Annotated in this window: 13 protein-coding genes and 2 tRNA genes; 5 read left to right on the top strand and 10 right to left on the bottom strand. The window is 71.7% G+C overall.

Annotated elements, in window-relative coordinates; translation table 11 throughout:
• Positions 1–39 precede the first annotated feature (39 nt).
• From G3I60_RS19960 to G3I60_RS19945, 4 genes are read right to left on the bottom strand one after another with little or no spacing between them, the layout of a single operon-like run.
• Complete coding sequence (locus tag G3I60_RS19960; protein ID WP_164295443.1) at positions 40–1,164, bottom strand: PP2C family protein-serine/threonine phosphatase; 1,125 nt, start codon at positions 1,162–1,164, stop codon at positions 40–42.
• Positions 1,165–1,186: 22 nt separating this feature from the next.
• The gene (mnhG, locus tag G3I60_RS19955) at positions 1,187–1,552 is read right to left on the bottom strand and encodes a monovalent cation/H(+) antiporter subunit G (RefSeq protein ID WP_138358369.1); all 366 of its coding nucleotides are present in this window, start codon (positions 1,550–1,552) and stop codon (positions 1,187–1,189) included.
• Entirely contained in the window at positions 1,549–1,767 is a 219-nt protein-coding gene (locus G3I60_RS19950; RefSeq protein ID WP_138358393.1) for a monovalent cation/H+ antiporter complex subunit F, read from the bottom strand. The genes mnhG and G3I60_RS19950 overlap by 4 nt, the downstream gene beginning before the upstream one ends.
• A gap of 47 nt (positions 1,768–1,814) precedes the next feature.
• Positions 1,815–2,336, bottom strand: coding sequence for a Na+/H+ antiporter subunit E (locus tag G3I60_RS19945; protein WP_244809190.1), 522 nt, complete (start codon positions 2,334–2,336; stop codon positions 1,815–1,817).
• A gap of 110 nt (positions 2,337–2,446) precedes the next feature.
• On the opposite strand from G3I60_RS19945, the gene G3I60_RS19940 reads away from it, so the two are divergent.
• Positions 2,447–3,904: a penicillin-binding protein 2 gene (locus G3I60_RS19940; RefSeq protein WP_138358373.1), complete on the top strand. Its 1,458-nt coding sequence runs from the start codon at positions 2,447–2,449 to the stop codon at positions 3,902–3,904.
• A 157-nt stretch (positions 3,905–4,061) separates the two neighbouring features.
• Positions 4,062–5,561 carry a M1 family metallopeptidase gene (locus G3I60_RS19935; RefSeq protein ID WP_164295442.1) on the top strand — a complete coding sequence of 500 codons (1,500 nt, stop codon included), beginning with the start codon at positions 4,062–4,064 and terminating at the stop codon, positions 5,559–5,561.
• 20 nt (positions 5,562–5,581) lie between these two features.
• Here the strand turns inward: G3I60_RS19935 and G3I60_RS19930 are convergent, their stop codons facing one another.
• From G3I60_RS19930 to G3I60_RS19920, 3 genes are read right to left on the bottom strand one after another with little or no spacing between them, the layout of a single operon-like run.
• Entirely contained in the window at positions 5,582–7,201 is a 1,620-nt protein-coding gene (locus G3I60_RS19930) for a Na+/H+ antiporter subunit D (protein WP_164295441.1), read from the bottom strand.
• Complete coding sequence (locus tag G3I60_RS19925; protein WP_138358379.1) at positions 7,198–7,683, bottom strand: Na(+)/H(+) antiporter subunit C; 486 nt, start codon at positions 7,681–7,683, stop codon at positions 7,198–7,200. The genes G3I60_RS19930 and G3I60_RS19925 overlap by 4 nt, the downstream gene beginning before the upstream one ends.
• A complete protein-coding gene (locus tag G3I60_RS19920; protein WP_164295440.1) occupies positions 7,680–10,553 on the bottom strand; it encodes a Na+/H+ antiporter subunit A in 2,874 nt (957 codons plus the stop codon). The genes G3I60_RS19925 and G3I60_RS19920 overlap by 4 nt, the downstream gene beginning before the upstream one ends.
• 114 nt (positions 10,554–10,667) lie before the next feature.
• Here G3I60_RS19920 and G3I60_RS19915 point away from each other — a divergent pair, with 114 nt between their 5' ends.
• On the top strand, positions 10,668–11,507 hold the full coding sequence (locus tag G3I60_RS19915; protein WP_164295439.1) for a metallophosphoesterase: 840 nt from the start codon (positions 10,668–10,670) through the stop codon (positions 11,505–11,507).
• 75 nt (positions 11,508–11,582) lie between these two features.
• Here the strand turns inward: G3I60_RS19915 and G3I60_RS19910 are convergent, their stop codons facing one another.
• On the bottom strand, positions 11,583–11,879 hold the full coding sequence (locus G3I60_RS19910) for a hypothetical protein (RefSeq protein WP_164295438.1): 297 nt from the start codon (positions 11,877–11,879) through the stop codon (positions 11,583–11,585).
• 198 nt (positions 11,880–12,077) lie between these two features.
• Between G3I60_RS19910 and G3I60_RS19905 the strand changes: the two genes are divergently transcribed.
• Positions 12,078–12,473: a nuclear transport factor 2 family protein gene (locus G3I60_RS19905; protein ID WP_164295437.1), complete on the top strand. Its 396-nt coding sequence runs from the start codon at positions 12,078–12,080 to the stop codon at positions 12,471–12,473.
• Positions 12,474–12,570: 97 nt separating this feature from the next.
• On the opposite strand, the gene G3I60_RS19900 is transcribed toward G3I60_RS19905, so the two are convergent.
• Together G3I60_RS19900 and G3I60_RS19895 are read right to left on the bottom strand one after the other, a co-directional pair.
• Positions 12,571–12,644 (bottom strand) — tRNA-Lys (locus tag G3I60_RS19900).
• Positions 12,645–12,748: 104 nt separating this feature from the next.
• The gene (locus tag G3I60_RS19895; RefSeq protein ID WP_203673345.1) at positions 12,749–16,498 is read right to left on the bottom strand and encodes a S8 family serine peptidase; all 3,750 of its coding nucleotides are present in this window, start codon (positions 16,496–16,498) and stop codon (positions 12,749–12,751) included.
• A 127-nt stretch (positions 16,499–16,625) separates the two neighbouring features.
• Between G3I60_RS19895 and G3I60_RS19890 the strand changes: the two genes are divergently transcribed.
• Positions 16,626–16,699, top strand: a tRNA-Lys gene (locus G3I60_RS19890).
• The last annotated feature ends 6 nt before the right edge of the window (positions 16,700–16,705 follow it).

Raw genomic sequence — 16,705 nt, 5'->3', positions numbered from 1 at the left:
ACGCGAGGGGGAGGCGCCGGCGGTGTCCCCGGTAGCGCCTCAGAGCGGCTGCGTCGGGGGCCGGGCGGGCGCGAGCAGCAGGAGGACCACGTCGTCGCCGAGGGAGTCGCCCGCGTGCCGCAGCAGGTCGGCGTAGACGCGCTCGACGGCCGCCTCCAGGTTCTGGGCCAGACCCGCCACCAGTGACCCGACCCGTTCGGTGAGGGGGTAGAAGGAGCCGTCCACCGGGCTGCGGGCCTCGATCACCCCGTCCGTGCAGAGCACGAGCACGTCCTCGCCGCCGAGCGGTGCCCGCCAGGGCACGGCCGCCCCCTTGACCAGCCGGCCCAGGCCCAGCGGCACCCAGGGGTCCGGCGGGTTCAGCGTCGTCACCGTTCCGTCCGGGGAGATGCGCAGCGGTGCCACATGGCCGTAGTGCAGGAACTCGACAGAGCCGGGGCCGTCGAACTCGGCGAAGAGGGCGGTGGCGAACTCGCCGGAGACGACATGGCGCTGCACGCTCGCCTCGACGCGCTGCGCGACGCGGGTCAGTCCGCCCTCGTCGTAGGCGGCCTCGCGGAAGGCGCCGAGCACGACCGCCGAGGTCTGGACGGCGTCCAGACCCTTGCCGCGGACGTCGCCGATGAGCGCGCGCACGCCGTGCGGGGTGTCCAGGACGGAGTACAGGTCGCCGCCGATCTGGGCCGCGTCCGCCGCCGAGACGTACCGGACGGCGAGCCGGACGTCACCGACCCGGTCCCCGGGGGGCCGCAGCAGGGCGCGCTGGGCGGCCTCGGCGACCGAGGTGATCGCGGTGAAGGCCCGCTGGCCGGTCTCGCGCCGCCAGGCGATGTAGGCGCTGAACAGGCTGACCACCACATAGGTGGCGAGCTGGCCGGTGAGCAGCACCCAGTCGCGGCCCTGGACGACTCCGTTGTACGGCGCGAGCGCCGTCTGCGCGGCGAGGCCGAGGACGGCGATGAGCAGGGTGCGCCGCCAGGTCGTCGTGATGGAGGCCAGCGCCGGGGCCACCACCATTCCGGGCCCGATGTAGTGGTCCCGGCCGGCCGCCAGGTCCGCCGCCGAGACGACCGCGATGGCCAGCAGGGGCAGCCCCATGCCCTGGCGGGCGAGGACGGCGGATTCCAGGGACCGCAGTGCTCCGACGATCCGAGCATTTGTCACATATCGAACTTACCGGTTGGACTCAGTCGGGGCCGGGTCGGGTCAGATGATCGTCCAGCTCGTCGAGGACCAGCTGATCGCCGCGCACCTGGCCGGTGCGGTACGCGGCCCGCCCCACCATGTGCGCCGCCACCGGGACGGTCATCAGCTGAAACGCCCCGATCAGCACCAGGGTGCCCACGTCCACCCAGGACCGCAGCCGCAGGGCCACCCCCACCAGCACCAGCAGCAGACCCAGGACCTGCGGCTTGGTCGCCGCGTGCATCCGGGTGAGGGTGTCGGGCAGCCGCAGCAGTCCGACCCCGGCCACGAAGCAGAGCGCGGCGCCGAGCAGCAGGAAGACCGCCGCGGTCCAGTCGCACACGGAACCCCAGTCCAGGACGGTCATGACGAGTCCTTGTCCCGGAGAGCGATGAAGCGGGCGATCGCGACCGAGCCGGTGAAGCCGAGGAAGGCCAGCACCAGCAGGACCGGGAGCGCGTACGGGGTGCGGTCGGCCGCCGCCTGCGCGCCGAGGCCGGCGACCACCACGGCCAGCAGCGCGTCCACCGCCACCGCCCGGTCGAGCATCGACGGACCGCGCACCAGCCGGACGAAGACCATCACACCGGCCGCGAGCAGCAGCCCCAGGACGGCAGCGGTGACCCATCTCACGACGTGCCCCCCGCATCGAGCGACGCGATCTCCGCGCGGGTGCCGAAGGCGCGCACCACCAGCGTCTCCAGCCGGCGTACCCCGTCCCTGGCCTCCTCGATGTCCGAGCCCATGACGTGCACGAACAGCGTCGCGGTGGACCGCTGGACCTCCAGCACGGCGCTGCCCGGCACCGCCGAGACGGCGATCGCGGTGGCCGCCAGCATCAGGTCGCCCGAGCAGCGCAGCCGGACCGCCAGCACCGCGCAGGGCAGCGGGGCGGGGGTCAGGGTCTGCCAGGCCGTCCGCAGCCCCGAGACGGTCAGATCGACGAGGAAGAGCGCGGCGAACCGCACTAGGCCGACCGGGTGAATCCGCAGCCCCAGGTTGAGCGGCGGCAGCGGGAAGACCAGGCACAGCACGACCGCCACGACCAGGCCGGTGACGACGTTCGCGGCGGTGAGGCTGCCCCACAGCAGCACCCAGACGACGACGAGCCAGCCGACCAGCGGCCACTCGATCCCTCGCAGGGTGCGCACGGTCGAGATCCTCACAGAGCGGGGCCGTTCCGTGCGGGAGCCGCGACCTGTGAGGAACCTGTGCTCACCCGCCGGAACCAACGAATCCCCCTGGAACGTTCTTGCAAGGGATGAACAAGACCATCAGGCGTGCGTCGGTCTTCAGCCTCCTGCTCGTCCTCGCGGTCATGGTGCGGGTGACGTGGATGCAGGCGGTGGACGGCCGGGCGCTCGCGGACGACAAGCACAACCGGCGGAACATCATCGCGCAGTACGCGAACCCGCTCGGCGACATCGTCGTGGGCGGAAAGCCGGTGACCGGTTCCACCACCACCAGCGGCGGCGACCTGCGCTACAAGCGCACGTACACCGGCGGCGGGCTGTACTCGGCGGTCACCGGCTACAGCTCGCAGGTCTACGGCGCCACCCAGCTCGAAGGCATCTACCGCGGCATCCTGGGCGGCACCGACCCGCGGCTGAAGAGCCTGCCCGACTCGCTCACCGGCAAGGCCACCGAGCCGGGCGATGTGATCACCACCATCGACCCCGCCGTGCAGCAGGCCGCCTTCAAGGGGCTCGGCGACAAGAAGGGCGCGGCCGTCGCCATCGACCCGGCGACCGGCCGGATCCTCGGCATGGTCAGCACCCCCAGCTACGACCCGTCGAAGATCTCGGGCGGTTCGAAGGCCGACGGCGCGGCGTGGAGCGCCCTGCAGGCCGACAAGGACCAGCCCATGCTCAACCGGGCGCTGCGCGCCGCGTACCCGCCGGGGTCGACGTTCAAGCTCGTCGTCGCCGCGGCGGCCCTGGAGAACGGGCTGTACTCGTCGATCGACGAGAAGACCGCCAGCCCGAACCCGTACCCGCTGCCCGGCACCTCACGGGTGCTGGTCAACGAGTCGGCGTCCGCGCCCTGCGAGAACGCGAGCATCAACACCGCGCTCCAGTACAGCTGCAACAACGTCTTCGGCAAGATGGCCGTCGACCTCGGCCAGGACAAGGTGCGCGCCGCCGCCGAGAAGTTCGGCTTCAACACCGACAGCCTCGACATCCCAGTGCGCGCGGCCAAGAGCGTCTACCCGAAGGGCATGGACAAGGCGCAGACCGCCCTGTCCGGCATCGGGCAGTTCGACGACACCGCGACCCCGCTGCAGATGGCGATGGTCGTCGCGGCCCTCGCCAACGGCGGCGAGCTGGCGAGCCCGCACATGGTCTCTCAGGTCACCGACGGCAACGGCACCGTGCTGCAGTCCTACCCGGACGGCGAGAGCACCCGCGCGGTCAGCGCGGACACCGCGGCGAAGCTGCGCAAGGCGATGGTCAACGTCGTCGACAACGGCACCGGCAGCAACGCGAAGATCAGCGGTGTCGAGGTCGGCGGCAAGACCGGCACCGCCCAGCACGGCGAGAACAACAGCGGGACGCCGTACGCCTGGTTCGTCTCCTACGCCGACGACGGCAAGGGCCACCAGGTCGCGGTCGCCGTGGTCGTCGAGCAGTCGGACGCGGCCCGCTCGGAGGTCAGCGGGAACGGGCTGGCGGCGCCGATCGCGCGGGCGATGATGAAGGCGGCATTGAAGACAGGTTGAGCCGGGGTCACGGCGGGCGTGCGCCGCACGGTGTTTTGAGACGTTGTGTTGCGCACGGTGAAGGTCTTGAGACAGCAGTGGGTGAAGGGGTAGCTGGGACACACAGCTGGTTCCTAGGGTCGGGGTGTCCGAACTCACCCCGCGCTGGAGGACCCCTGTGCGTAAGAGAGCGATCGTTTCCGCCGTGAGCGCCGTCGGCCTGTTGCTGGCGATCCCGGCATCCGCCGCCGACGCCGGACCGGGCGCGCCCGGCATCGGCGACGCGTACTACCCGACGTACGGGAACGGGGGTTATGACGTCTCCCACTACGACCTGCGGCTGAAGTACCAGCCCGCCACCGACGAGCTGGAGGGCACCGCCACCCTGCTGGCCACCGCCACCCAGGGACTGACCCGCTTCAACCTCGACTTCGCGCTGGACGTCAGCGAGGTCCGGGTCAACGGCCGGGTCGCGAAGTTCGCCACCAGCGGTGAGCAGGAGCTGGAGATCACCCCGGCCACCCCGCTCGCCAAGGGCCAGCAGGCCACCGTCGTCGTCCGCTACTCCGGCGTCCCGGGCAAGGTGAAGCGCTACGGCTTCACGTCCTGGCAGCGCACCCCCGACGGCGGAGTCGCCGCCAACGAGCCGGAATCCGCCTGGTGGTGGTTCCCCAGCAACGACCACCCGCTGGACAAGGCCACCTACGACGTCTCGGTGCTCGTCCCCGACGGCTCGGCCGCGATCAGCAACGGTGTGCTGGTCTCGCAGAGTTCGAAGCTCGGCTGGACGCGCTACAACTGGCGGCAGAACAAGCCGCAGGCCACGTACCTGGCCACCCTCGCGGTCGGGAAGTTCGACATCACGCGGAACACCACCGCCAACGGCCTGCCCGTCATCAACGCCTACAGCAAGGACCTGGGCGACAACGACGGCGCCGCCCGCGCCAGCATCGAGCGCACCGGCGAGATCATCGACTGGGAGAGCACCTACTTCGGCCCGTACCCGTTCAGCGCCGCCGGCGGCTACGCCCCCAACGTGCCCACCCACTACGCCGTGGAGACACAGGGCCGGGTCTTCTACAGCCCCGCGCAGTTCGCGGGCGGGGCGAACCCCTCGGTCGTCGTCCACGAGCTGGCGCACCAGTGGTGGGGCGACAGCGTCTCGCTCTCCCGCTGGTCCGACATCTGGCTCAACGAGGGCTTCGCCAGCTACGCCCAGTGGCTGTGGTCCGAGCACCAGGGCGAGGGCACCGCGCAGGAACTCGCCGACTGGGTCTACAGCCAGCACCCGGCCGACGACCCGTTCTGGACGGTCAAGCCCGGCGACCCCGGCGCGGCGAACCAGTTCGACGGCGCGGTCTACGACCGGGGCGCCGTCGCCATCCAGGTGCTGCGCAACAAGATCGGCGACAAGGCGTTCTTCGCCCTGCTGAAGGCCTGGCCCGCCCAGCACCAGTACGGCAACGGCTCCATCGCCGAGTTCCAGAAGCTCGCCGAGAAGATCTCCGGGAAGAAGCTCGGCCCGCTCTTCGCGACCTGGCTCTTCACCGCGGCCAAGCCCGCGGCGCCGCCGGCCGCCCCGCAGGCCGGCGCGCTCCGTGCCGCCCCGGCCGCACCGCAGGCGGAGCCGAAGTCCTGGAAGCAGATCGCGGCGACGCACACGGTTCACGACCGCTGACCCGACGGGCGGTCCCTGCGTCAGTGCGCCAGAACCGCCTGGACGTAGGGAGTTCGTGACAGGAGCTCGCCGGCCGCCCGGTCGGCGAGCCCCGTCAGCGGTCCGGCCAGCACGGTGTAGGCCAGCCCGAGGGCGACCAGCGCCATGGTGGCGGCGAGCATCGTGCGGGGGAGCGCGGCGGTGGTGGTGATCGAACGGCCGCTGAGGGACGCCGACTCGGGGCGCCCGGCGGGCATCAGGGTCTCCTCGTCGGAGTCGTCCTGATCGGCGTCGTCGTCCGTCTCCAGCACGGTGCCGTCGGCACACAGATCGGGCGGAGCGGCCCGCCAGAAGGCCAGGTTCCAGACCTTGATCAGCGCGTAGAGCGTCAGCAGGCTGGTCACGACACCACCGCCGACCAGCACGTACGCCCAGGCGCCGCCGTCGGCGACGCCCGCGCGCAGCAGCCCGAGCTTGCCGAGGAACCCCGACAGCGGCGGGATCCCGGCGAGGTTCATCGCGGGCACGAAGAAGACGGCGGCGAGCAGCGGGGAGATCCTGGCGAGCCCGCCGAGCCGCTGCAGGTCGGTGGTGCCGCCCCGGCGTTCCACCAGCCCCGTGACCAGGAAGAGCGTGGTCTGCACGGTGATGTGGTGGGCGACGTAGAAGACCGCGCCCGCGACACCGCCACGGGAGGCCAGCGCGATGCCGAAGACCATGTACCCGATATGGCTGACGAGGGTGAAGGACAGCAGCCGCTTGAGGTCGGTCTGCGCGACCGCGCCCAGGATCCCGACGACCATCGACAGCAGGGCGATCAGCATCAGCGGCTCGGCGAGCCGGGTGCCCGGGAAGAGCAGCGTCTGGGTGCGCAGTATCGAGTACACGCCGACCTTCGTGAGCAGCCCGGCGAAGACGGCGGTGACGGGCGCGGGCGCGGTCGGGTAGGAGTCGGGGAGCCAGGCGGCGAGCGGGAAGACGGCCGCCTTGATGCCGAAGACGGTGAGCAGCGCGAGTTGCAGCACCAGCCGGATCCCGGCGGGCAGATCGGCCAGCCGCACCGAGAGCTCCGCGAGGTTCATGGTGCCGGTGGCCGCGTAGACCATGCCGATCGCCACCAGGAAGAGCACCGAGGACAGCAGCGACACCACGATGTACGTGGCCCCGGCCCGGATCCTGGCCGCCGTGCCGCCGAGCGTCAGCAGCACATAGCTGGCGGTCAGCATGATCTCGAAGCCGACGTAGAGGTTGAACAGGTCGCCGGACAGGAAGGTGTCGGAGACCCCGGCGACGAGGATCAGATACGCGGGGTGGAAGACCGACAGCGGCGTCGCCTCGTCGCGGTCGGCCATGCCCTGGCCGATGGAGTACACCAGCACGCAGAGCGTCACCGCGGACGAGACGACCAGCATCAGCGCCGACAGCCGGTCGGCGACCAGCGCGATGCCGATCGGGACCGGCCAGCCGCCCGCGTGCATCACCTGCGGGCCGTCCCGGTCGGCCGCCACCAGCAGCGTGACGGAGGCGGCCAGCACGACGCTGAGGACGGCCGCGCTGATGAACCGCTGGATCCGGGGGAGCCGCAGTCCGACGGCGAGTTTGAGGCCCGCGGCGAAGAGCGGGAGGACGACGGGCAGCGGCAGCAGTGCGGTCGCGTTCATCGGTCGGCCCCCAGCACGTTGTCCCACAGTTCGTCGTCGAGGTCCTCGGAGTCCTCGGCCCGCGCCTGCCGGGCCCGGTCCGCGCGGATCACCGTCCTCAACTCGGCGCGCGTCCCCTCGTGTTCGGCCCGCAGCGCGACCCGGATGTCCTCGACGTCGTCCTGTACGTCGTCGCTGCCGGTCAACTGCCAGCTGCGGTAGGCCATCGCGAGCAGGAACGCGGTCAGCGCCAGGGTGATCACGATCGCGGTCAGCGCCATCGCCTGCGGGAACGGGTCGGAGACCGCCGCCGGATCGGTGCCGGGGGACAGCAGCGGCGCCTTCCCGGAACGGCCCGAGGTGGCCAGCACCAGCAGGTTCACCCCGTTGCCGAGCAGGACGGCGCCCAGGAGGATGCGGGTCAGCGGGCGGGCGAGCAGCAGCACCGTCCCGCAGGCGAACAGCACCCCGCCGGCGGCGATCAGGGCGACGGTGGCGTTCATGCCTTCCTCCGGGCTTCTTCGCGCTCGATCTGCTGGTCGATCTTCGCGCCGAGGCTCCGCAGCACATCGAGGACGACCCCGAGGACCAGGAGGTACACACCGAAGTCGAACAGCACGGAGCTGGGGACGTGCACCTCGCCGAAGAGCGGCAGCCGGGTGTGGAACACCGCGCTGTCCAGGACGTCCGAGCCGAGCACCAGCCCGCCGAGACCCGTTCCGACGGAGATCATCAGGCCGGTGCCGAGCAGGAACCCGGCGTCCACGGGGGCCGCCTCGGCCAACTCGTAGCGCCCGCCCGCCAGATACCGCACGACGAGCGCCAGCCCCGCGACCAGCCCGGCCGTGAAGCCGCCGCCCGGCAGGTTCTCCGCGCAGAACAGCAGATACAGCGAGAGCACGAGGATGGGGTGGAAGACCAGCCGTGCCACCACCTCGAAGACCACCGAGCGCCGGTCGGGGTCGAGGGTGTCGCCCGCCGCCAGCCAGGTGCGCTCCGGGGCCGCGCGCGGCCCGGCGCGCGCCTCCGACGCCCACACGCCGGCCGTGGTGCCGTCCTCCTGCGCGCGCGGCAGCGCCCCGGCCCGGCGGCGCAGATAGACCAGGCTCGTCACGCCGACGGCCGCGACCGCCAGCACCGCCGACTCGCCCATCGTGTCCCAGGCCCGCAGGTCGACGAGGATCGTCGCGACCACGTTCTTCAGCCCGTCGTGCGCGGTCTCGGCCACCATGGCGGCGCCTGCGGCCGGATGCCGGCGGGCCGCCACCGCCAGATACGTCAGACCCGCCGCCAGCGTCCCCGCGGTGACGCCGAGCGCGGCGTGCAGGGCGCGGCGCCAGGCCGTCGCCGTCGGCGGGAAGCGGTGCGGGAGGCGGCGCAGCACCAGGACGAACACGACGATGCTGGTCGTCTCCACCGTGAACTGCGTCAGCGCGAGGTCCGGCGCCCCCTGCAGCACGAACAGCACGCCGGTGCCGTACCCGGTGGTGCCGGCCAGCACCACCGCCTTCATCCGCTGCCGGGTCGGCAGGCACAGCACGCCCGCCGCCGCCACGGCCGCCGCCACCGCGATCTGCCCCGCGTCGTCCCACAGGTGCGGGGAGCCGCCCCACGCCCACGGCCGGTCGGTGAACAGCGCCGCCGCCTCGGAGCCGGAGAAGACCAGCAGCGCCGTGCCGAGATAGACCGGCAGCGAACCTCGCTGGATGCTGCCGGTCAGCTGCAGCGCGAAGCGCTCGGTCTGCCACAGGATCTGGGCGAACGCCGCCTCGGCGCTCGGCAGCGCCAGCCGCTTGCCCCAGCGGACCAGGTGGTTCCGTACGACGAACAGCGCCGCACCGGCCGCCCACGCGATCTCCGACAGGATGAGCGGGAGGCCGGTGCCGTGCCACAGGGCCAGGTGGTACGCGGTTCCCGGGGACGGGAACGCTGCCGCGTAACGCTCCATCAGCGGCGCGAGCCGGCCCACCGCCGGGCCCAGCACCAGGCCCGCCAGCGCCAGCAGCGCCGTCGGAGCCCACAGGGCCGCCTTCGTCCGCCCGCCGTGCGCGGTCGCCCTCGGCAGGTCGGGCGATGTGGCCGGGCCGAACGCGCCGTACAGGAAGCGCAGGGTGTACGCCGTGGTCAGGGCCGATCCGGCGACGGTGGCGTACAGGGTGAGGCGGTCGGCGGTGCCGCCGGCCCAGAGCGCCGCGAACGAGGCCTCCTTGGCGGCGAAGCCGAGGAACGGCGGCAGGCCCGCCATGGAAGCACCGGCGAGACAGGCGGTGCCGCAGACCACCGGCATCGCGCGCGCCAGACCGGCGAGCCGGCGGATGTCGCGGCTCCCGGTGGCGTGGTCGACGATGCCGACCACGAGGAACAGCGGCGCCTTGAACAGCGCGTGCGTCAGCAGCATGGTGGCGCCGGCGAGCGCGGTGTACCGGGACCCGGCCCCCACCAGCGCGGTGAGGAAGCCGAGTTGGCTCACCGTCCCGTAGGCGAGGATCCGCTTCAGGTCGGTCTCGCGCAGCGCCCGCCACCCGCCGAGCAGCATCGTGGCGGCACCGAGCGTCAGCGTCACACCCCGCCAGGGCGCGACCGCGGCGAAGGCGGGGGAGAATCGGGCGATGAGATAGATGCCGCCCTTCACCATGGCCGCCGCGTGCAGATAGGCGCTGACCGGCGTCGGCGCCGCCATGGCACCGGGCAGCCACAGACTGAACGGCCAGATCGCGGACTTCGACAGCGCCCCCGCGAGCACCAGCACCAGGGCGACCGGCACCGCCGTGCCGCCCGATGGCGGCGGATGCGCGACGAGGACGGAGATCCGGTACGTTCCCGCCGCCTGACCGAGCATCAACAGCCCGACCAGCATGGCCAGGCCGCCGACCGTGGTGACGAGCAGCGCCTGCAGTGCGGAGCGCCGGTTGGCCTTCTTCACCGACAGATGGCCGATGAGCAGGAACGAGAAGACGGTGGTCAGTTCCCAGAAGACGTACAGCAGGATCAGGTCGTCGGCGAGGACGAGCCCGAGCATCGCCCCCGCGAAGGCGGTCAGGGTGCCCGCGAAGTTCGCCAGCCCCGGTTCGTCGTCGCCGAAGTAGCCGGTGCAGTAGACGAGTACGAGCGCGCCGACGCCACCGGCCAGCACGGTCAGCAGCAGCCCGAGGGCGTCGAGCCGCAGCGCGATGCTCAGATCGAGGGCGGGCGCCCACCGCCACTGCTCGGTGCGCACCGCGCCGTCGGCGACGGCGGCCCACTGGGTGAACGCCCACACCGTCGTGGCGGCCGGTGCCAGCGCGAGGACGAGGAAGGCTCGCCGGCCGAGCCACCGCACCAGAGGGGTGGCGCAGGCGGCGAGCACGAAGTGGGCGGCGATCAGGGCGAGCACGCGGCGAACACTTCCGCCGCCCGGGCGGCACGGGGGACCGGCGCGCCCGGCGTACGCCAGGATCACCCATTGGGCGGGGTACCGCCCGTGCCCGGATCCGCCTACCGTCTGCATATGCCGGATGGAAAGCTCTGGGGGATCAGCGACCTGCATGTGGCGTTCGCGGAGAACCGGAAGATCGTCGAGGGCCTGCGCCCCGAGTCGGACACCGACTGGCTGATCGTCGCGGGTGACGTGGGCGAGCTGACGGACGGCATCGAGTGGGCGCTGACCCTGCTCAGCAGCAGATACGCCCGGGTGGTGTGGGCGCCGGGCAACCACGACCTGTGGACCCCGGCCGAGGATCCGGTCCAGTTACGCGGCGAGGCGCGCTACCGCCATCTGGTCGAGATGTGCCGCTCGCTGGGCGTGCTCACCTCGGAGGACCCGTACCCGGTCTGGGAGGGCGCGGGCGGCCCGGCCGTCGTGGCGCCGCTGTTCGTCCTCTACGACTACACGTTCCGCACCGACACCGCCGCGAACAAGGAGGAGTCGCTCGCCCAGGCGTACAAGTCCGGGATCGTGTGCAGCGACGAGTTCCTGCTGCATCCCGATCCGTACCCGAGCCGCGACGCCTGGTGCCGGGCCCGGCTGAAGGAGTCCGAGCGGCGGCTGCGGGACTGCGATCCGGCCCTCCCGCTGGTCCTGGTCAACCACTTCCCGCTGGTCCGCCAGCCCACCCGGATCCTGCACTACCCGGAGTTCGCCCAGTGGTGCGGCACCGAGCGGACGGCCGACTGGCACCGGCGGTTCACGGTGAGCGCGGTGGTCTACGGCCATCTGCACATTCCCCGGACCGCCTGGTACGACGGGGTGCGCTTCGAGGAGGTCTCCGTCGGCTACCCCCGCGAATGGAACCGCCCGGGCCACCCCAGAACCGTCCCCCGCCAGATCCTGCCCGAGCCGGCGCGCTGAGGTCTGCGTTCCGCGGATCCGTGGAACCAGGAAGCCCCCCGCTTCCGCGAGGGGCCTTCGATCCGGATGCCGGGACTACGGGGTCACCAGGTTGAACACCGGGTAGGTCTTCGGCTGCGCGTCCTTGATACCGATCTCGGTCAGGATCGGCACGATGATCTCGCCGAACTTCTGGAACGCCTCCTCGGACTCCCAGACGTCGGCGACGATCCAGCCGTCGGCGGTGGGGGCGGCGGTGTGCGAGACGAGGCCGGGCACCGGCCAGTCCGCGGAGCTCTTGACCGTGTCACGGCCACCGGTCACCTTGACGACGCTCTGCTGGTAGTCGGCCTGGGTCATGCCGGGGAATTCGAAGATCACGAGGATCGCCATGCTGGGCTCCTATGGGGGGAGTTTTGCGAGACCCGACCAGTCGACCACCTCGGCGGTCCACCCGCGCGTCGGCCTGCGCCGTGCGGGTCGGCAGAGCGTGGCGCGCCCCTGCCCACCGGGTGGTCCGGCGGACCGCCCGGTGAGAGGGTGAATACATCAGCCTCTATCCCTGTCTGTCCAGGAAGGTGGCGAAATGCCATGGCTGAACATCCGAACGCCGCGCTGATTCGTAAGGGCTACGAGGCGTTCTCACAGGGCGACATGGACACCCTCGGCGGCATGATGACGGCCGACTGCGCGCACCACGTCCCCGGGAGTCACCCGCTTTCCGGTGACTTCAAGGGCCTGGAGGCGGTGCTCGGCTACTACGGCCAGCTCGCCGCGCAGACGAACGGCACTCTGCGGGTCGAACTGCGGAGCGTCTTCGTCGACGGCCGGGGCCATGTGATGGCGGTGCACCAGGTCAGCGCCGAGCGGGCCGGCAAGAAGATCGACATGGCGGGCGGCATCGTGTTCCGCGTCATCGGCGAGAAGATCACCGACCTCGACGAGTACGTGGAGGACATGGCGGTGGCCGACGACTTCTGGGCCTGATCCTTCCGGGCCCGATCCCGCGCGGCGCCCGTCCCGACCGGCCGGAAACGACCAAGGGCGTTCTTCCCGGAGGAAGAACGCCCTTGGTGTTCTGCTGTGCGCCGTCAGGGACTCGAACCCCGGACCCGCTGATTAAGAGTCAGCTGCTCTAACCAACTGAGCTAACGGCGCCTACGGGTCAATCATACGGGGCCGGAGGGGGTGCTGATGACCATCCTCCCCTCCGGCCCCGCGTCATGATCGGCGTGGGACGACCACGCCGGGCCACACCGGGATCAGCGCAGGCCGAAGGCCCGGATGATCTCCTGGCTGACGGTGCCGCCCTTGCCGTCCTGCGCGGTGGCCTTGAGCGAGACCGAGCCGCCGGGCTTGTTCGGCGTCCTGACGAGCGTGGTCCAGGAACCGTCGCCCGTCCTGATCAGGAGGGTCGGCGCCCAGGTCTTGCCGTCGTCGTAGGAGACCGACAGCGTCGCCCTGGTGGCCTTCGTCACACCGGCCAGCCACTGCTGTGTGGCGGACGACAGACCGATCCGCGTCCACTGCCCGGCCTTGACGTCACCCGCGGTGTCCGTGGCCACGTCGTAGTCGAGCTGCAGCAGCTTGACGTCCTCCTGCCAGGGGCCGTCCTGCGGAATCGCGCCGGAGACGAAGCCCCACTCGGTGTGCGTGCGGATCGAGCTCTTCCACTCCTTCGCGTCCCGCGCGGAGTCCAGCACCAGGCGGTAGGGGAGGGTCTGCGGGGACACGTTCCACAGTCCGCCGGCGCGGCCGGTGCCCTTCGCGATCACGGTGTCGCCCTGGTAGGCGGCGTACGTGGTGGTGTCGTACTCGTCCGACGGCATCGAGCCGGAGTGGCCCGCTCCGGCGTCCGTCCACGGGGTGATGTTGAACTGGATGTCGTTGTAGACGCTGCGGTTCGGGCCCCAGAATGCCTGACCCAGACGCGGCCGCTGGACCCCGCCGAACCACTCGGTGGAATAGTGCCGGCCCGCGGTGAAGTGGTCGTTGCCGCCGCGCATCTCGAACAGCTCGTCCGAGTAGTCCGGCTGGTAGACCGCGTGGTCCTCGTACCAGAAGCCGGCGCCGTGCTGCGGCGAGACGTACTCGGTGCGCACGCCGGGGTAGGACTCCTTCTCGGTGAAGCCGATGCCCGGCCCCCAGGCGGGGATGTCGTAGCGGAAGCCGCCGCCGGCCCGCTGCCGGTCGCCGTCGTACTTGGCGTCGATCCGGGCGAGGTCCCGCTGGGGGTCGGGGGTGTAGGCGAGGGACCGGTCGGGGATCGTGCCGTCCTGCTGCGACAGCAGGTCGTAGAGGTAGCGCGGATCGGTGCGCTGCGTGACGTCGAGGGTGAGTCTGCCGCCCTTGGCGTCGGCGACGAGCCGGGCGCCCGCGTCGCGCATGATCGAGACGACGCTGAGGGGGGTGCTGGTGCCCGCGTCGTCCGCGTAGTAGTCGGAGAGCCGGCCGGTGCCGTCGTTGACGACGATCAGCAGCTTGGCGCCCGCCTTGACGGCGTTCGCGGCGCGGTCGGCGGGGGAGACGTCGTCGCTGCGGGTGACGACGACCGCCTTGCCCTTGGCGTCCAGGCCCAGGTAGTCGGCCGCGGCGCCCTTGCCCGCGGTGACGACGCGCAGCTTGGCCGAGCCGTCGTTGACGGTGGCGCCGGCCTGCGGCAGCAGTTCGAGGTCACGGCCGTGCGCCGAGGCGTCGACCTGCTTCTCGCCGAGCCGCCAGCGGGTCACGAAGGAGAAGCTGCCGTCGGTGACCTTCCGGGTGGGCGCGGCGTAGATGGTGTCGAACGCCGGCGGCACGATGTACGCGTCGCGGATGAGATTGCCGTTGGAGAAGGTGCGGGCGATGTCCAGGTGCAGCTGCCGCTGCTCGGTCTCCTGCGGGACGCGGGCGCTGACCTTGTGCGCCGTGCTCGCGTCGAGCGCCACCGTGGTGTTCTTCGTGAGCACCGTCTCGGGGCTGGTGAGCACCGCCAGGCCACGGGAGTCCGGGGTGTCGCCGGCGACCTCCAGCTCCGCGTACGCCATGTACGTGCCCGGCGGGAGCCGCAGGGTGCGCTCGCCGGCCACGGCGAGCGGCGACGGGTACGGGTTGTCCTTCTCGGCGAGGACGACGGTGCCGGCGGCCGGCTTCCCGTCGCGTCCGGTCAGCTTGATCGTGTAGTCGTAGAGCTCCTGCTCCTTGGTGAGCGCGAAGCCGGTGTGCGCGACGGCCTTGCCGCCGGCCGCGTCGGTCGCGGTGACCTGGCCGGAGAAGGTGGTCGCGGACGGGACGGTCGTGGGGTCGAGGGTGAGGGTGACCGTGGCGGTGCCGCCCGCTGGGACGGCCACCGTCCTCGCGGACAGCGTGTAGGCGCCGGCCGCCTGGGCGGCGGGGTCCAGCGCGAGGTTCAGCGTGACGGCCGCCGCGCCGTTGTTGCGGTAGGTGAGGGTGCGCGTGGTGCTCGTGGCGCCGGCGTGCGGCCACTTGTAGACGGCGGCGTCGACCGAGCCGGTGGCCTGGACCGTGGAGTCGACGGCGGCGAGCACATCGAGCCGTCCGGTGCCCATCTCGTACGGCGTGAAGGCGGTGAGCTGTTTGGACGAGCTCATCAGCGCGTCCTTGAGCTGCTGTCCGCTCCAGTCGGGGTGCCGCTGCTTGAGGATCGCTGCGGCGCCGGCCACGTGCGGCGTGGCCATCGAGGTGCCGGACATGGTCTGGTACATGCCGCTGCCGGAGGCGAGCGCCTGCGAGCGGGCGGCGGTGATGTCGACGCCGGGCGCCGAGATGTCCGGCTTCAGCGCGTACGAGCCGGTCAGCGGCCCCATGCTGGAGAAGTCGGCGCGGCCGTCCTGCTTGTCCACGGCGGCGACGGTCAGCGCCGCGGCCGCCGAGCCGGGCGAGCCGATGGAGCCGGCTTCGTATGCGTTTCCGGCGGCGATGACGAAGAGCGGTCCGCCGTTCGCCGAGAGGTTGTCGACCGCCTGCGACATCGGGTCGGTGCCGTCGTCGGGGAGCGGCGAGCCGAGGCTCATGCTGACCACGTCGGCGCCCTGGGCCCTGGCCCACTCCATGCCGGCGATGATCCAGGAGTCCTCGCCGGAGCCCTCGTTGGAGAGCACCTTGCCGATCAGCAGCTTGGCACCGGGGGCGACGCCCTTGTAGTCGCCGTTGGAGGCGGCTCCGGTGCCCGCGATCGTCGAGGCGACGTGCGTGCCGTGCCCGTTCCGGTCGGTGACCGGCTGGTCGGGGACGAAGCTCTGCTCGGCGGAGACCTGGTCCTTCAGGTCCGGGTGGGTGTCGTCGATCCCGGTGTCCAGGATGGCGACCTTCCGGCCCTTGCCGTCGTAGCCCTGCGCCCAGGCCTGCGGCGCGTTGATCTGCGGTACCGACTCCTTCAGGCTCGCCTCGACCCGGCCGTCCAGCCACAGCTTGTCGATGCCGTTGTCGAGCGAACGGGCCTGCGCCGCGGCGGCCGGTGCGGCCACCACGTCCTGCCAGAAGGCGCGAGTGTCCTTCTTCCGCGCCTTGAGCGCGGCGCCGCCGATGCTCGGCAGCTGCCGGGTGGTGGTGCTGCCCGCGGGGGCGGCGGGCAGCGACCGGGCGGCGCGGGCGGCGGCGGTGTAGGTGGCGATCATCGGGACGCCGCCGGAGCGGGCGTCGTCGTAGCCCATCTTCACCAGCGCGGTGAGGTCGAACAGCCGGCGGTCGAGCTTGCCGGCGGCGAGCAGCGGCAGCGCCTCGTCCGGCAGGACGTAGGTCTCACCGCCCGCCTGCTGGACGTGCACGCCGCCGGGGGCGCCGTGCGGGCGGTCCACGGTGACGGTGTCCTGGTTGCCGGCCCCGTCGGCGAAGTGCACGACGTCCCCGGTGACCAGGGTGATGTCGTACGTGGTGGCCTGCTGCGGTGCCGCGGTGCGCGGGGTGGCGCCGGGGGCGGCGGTCGCGGGGGTCGTGGGGAGGAGGAGTCCGGTACTGAGCGCGAGCGCGGTGGCGCTGGCGCTCAGGGAGGCACGGCGTCTTATCGGCGTCATGCACATGATCTATCGGCCTGGAGCCGCCCCGGGCACCGGCACGGCCTGGCAGGATCCCGCCTGGCGGAGATCCGCCGCCCGTTTTTGAGCACCCCGGAGCATCGGGTACGATCTTCCATGTCAGCACGCGCCGTTAGCTCAGTTGGTTAGAGCAGCTGACTCTTAATCAGCGGGTCCGGGGTTCGAGTCCCTGACGGCGCACCGACG

The sequence above is a fragment of the Streptomyces sp. SID13666 genome (assembly GCF_010548325.1).
Taxonomy (GTDB): Bacteria; Actinomycetota; Actinomycetes; order Streptomycetales; family Streptomycetaceae; genus Actinacidiphila; species Actinacidiphila fildesensis.
This window is presented reverse-complemented; position numbering and strand designations above follow the sequence as displayed.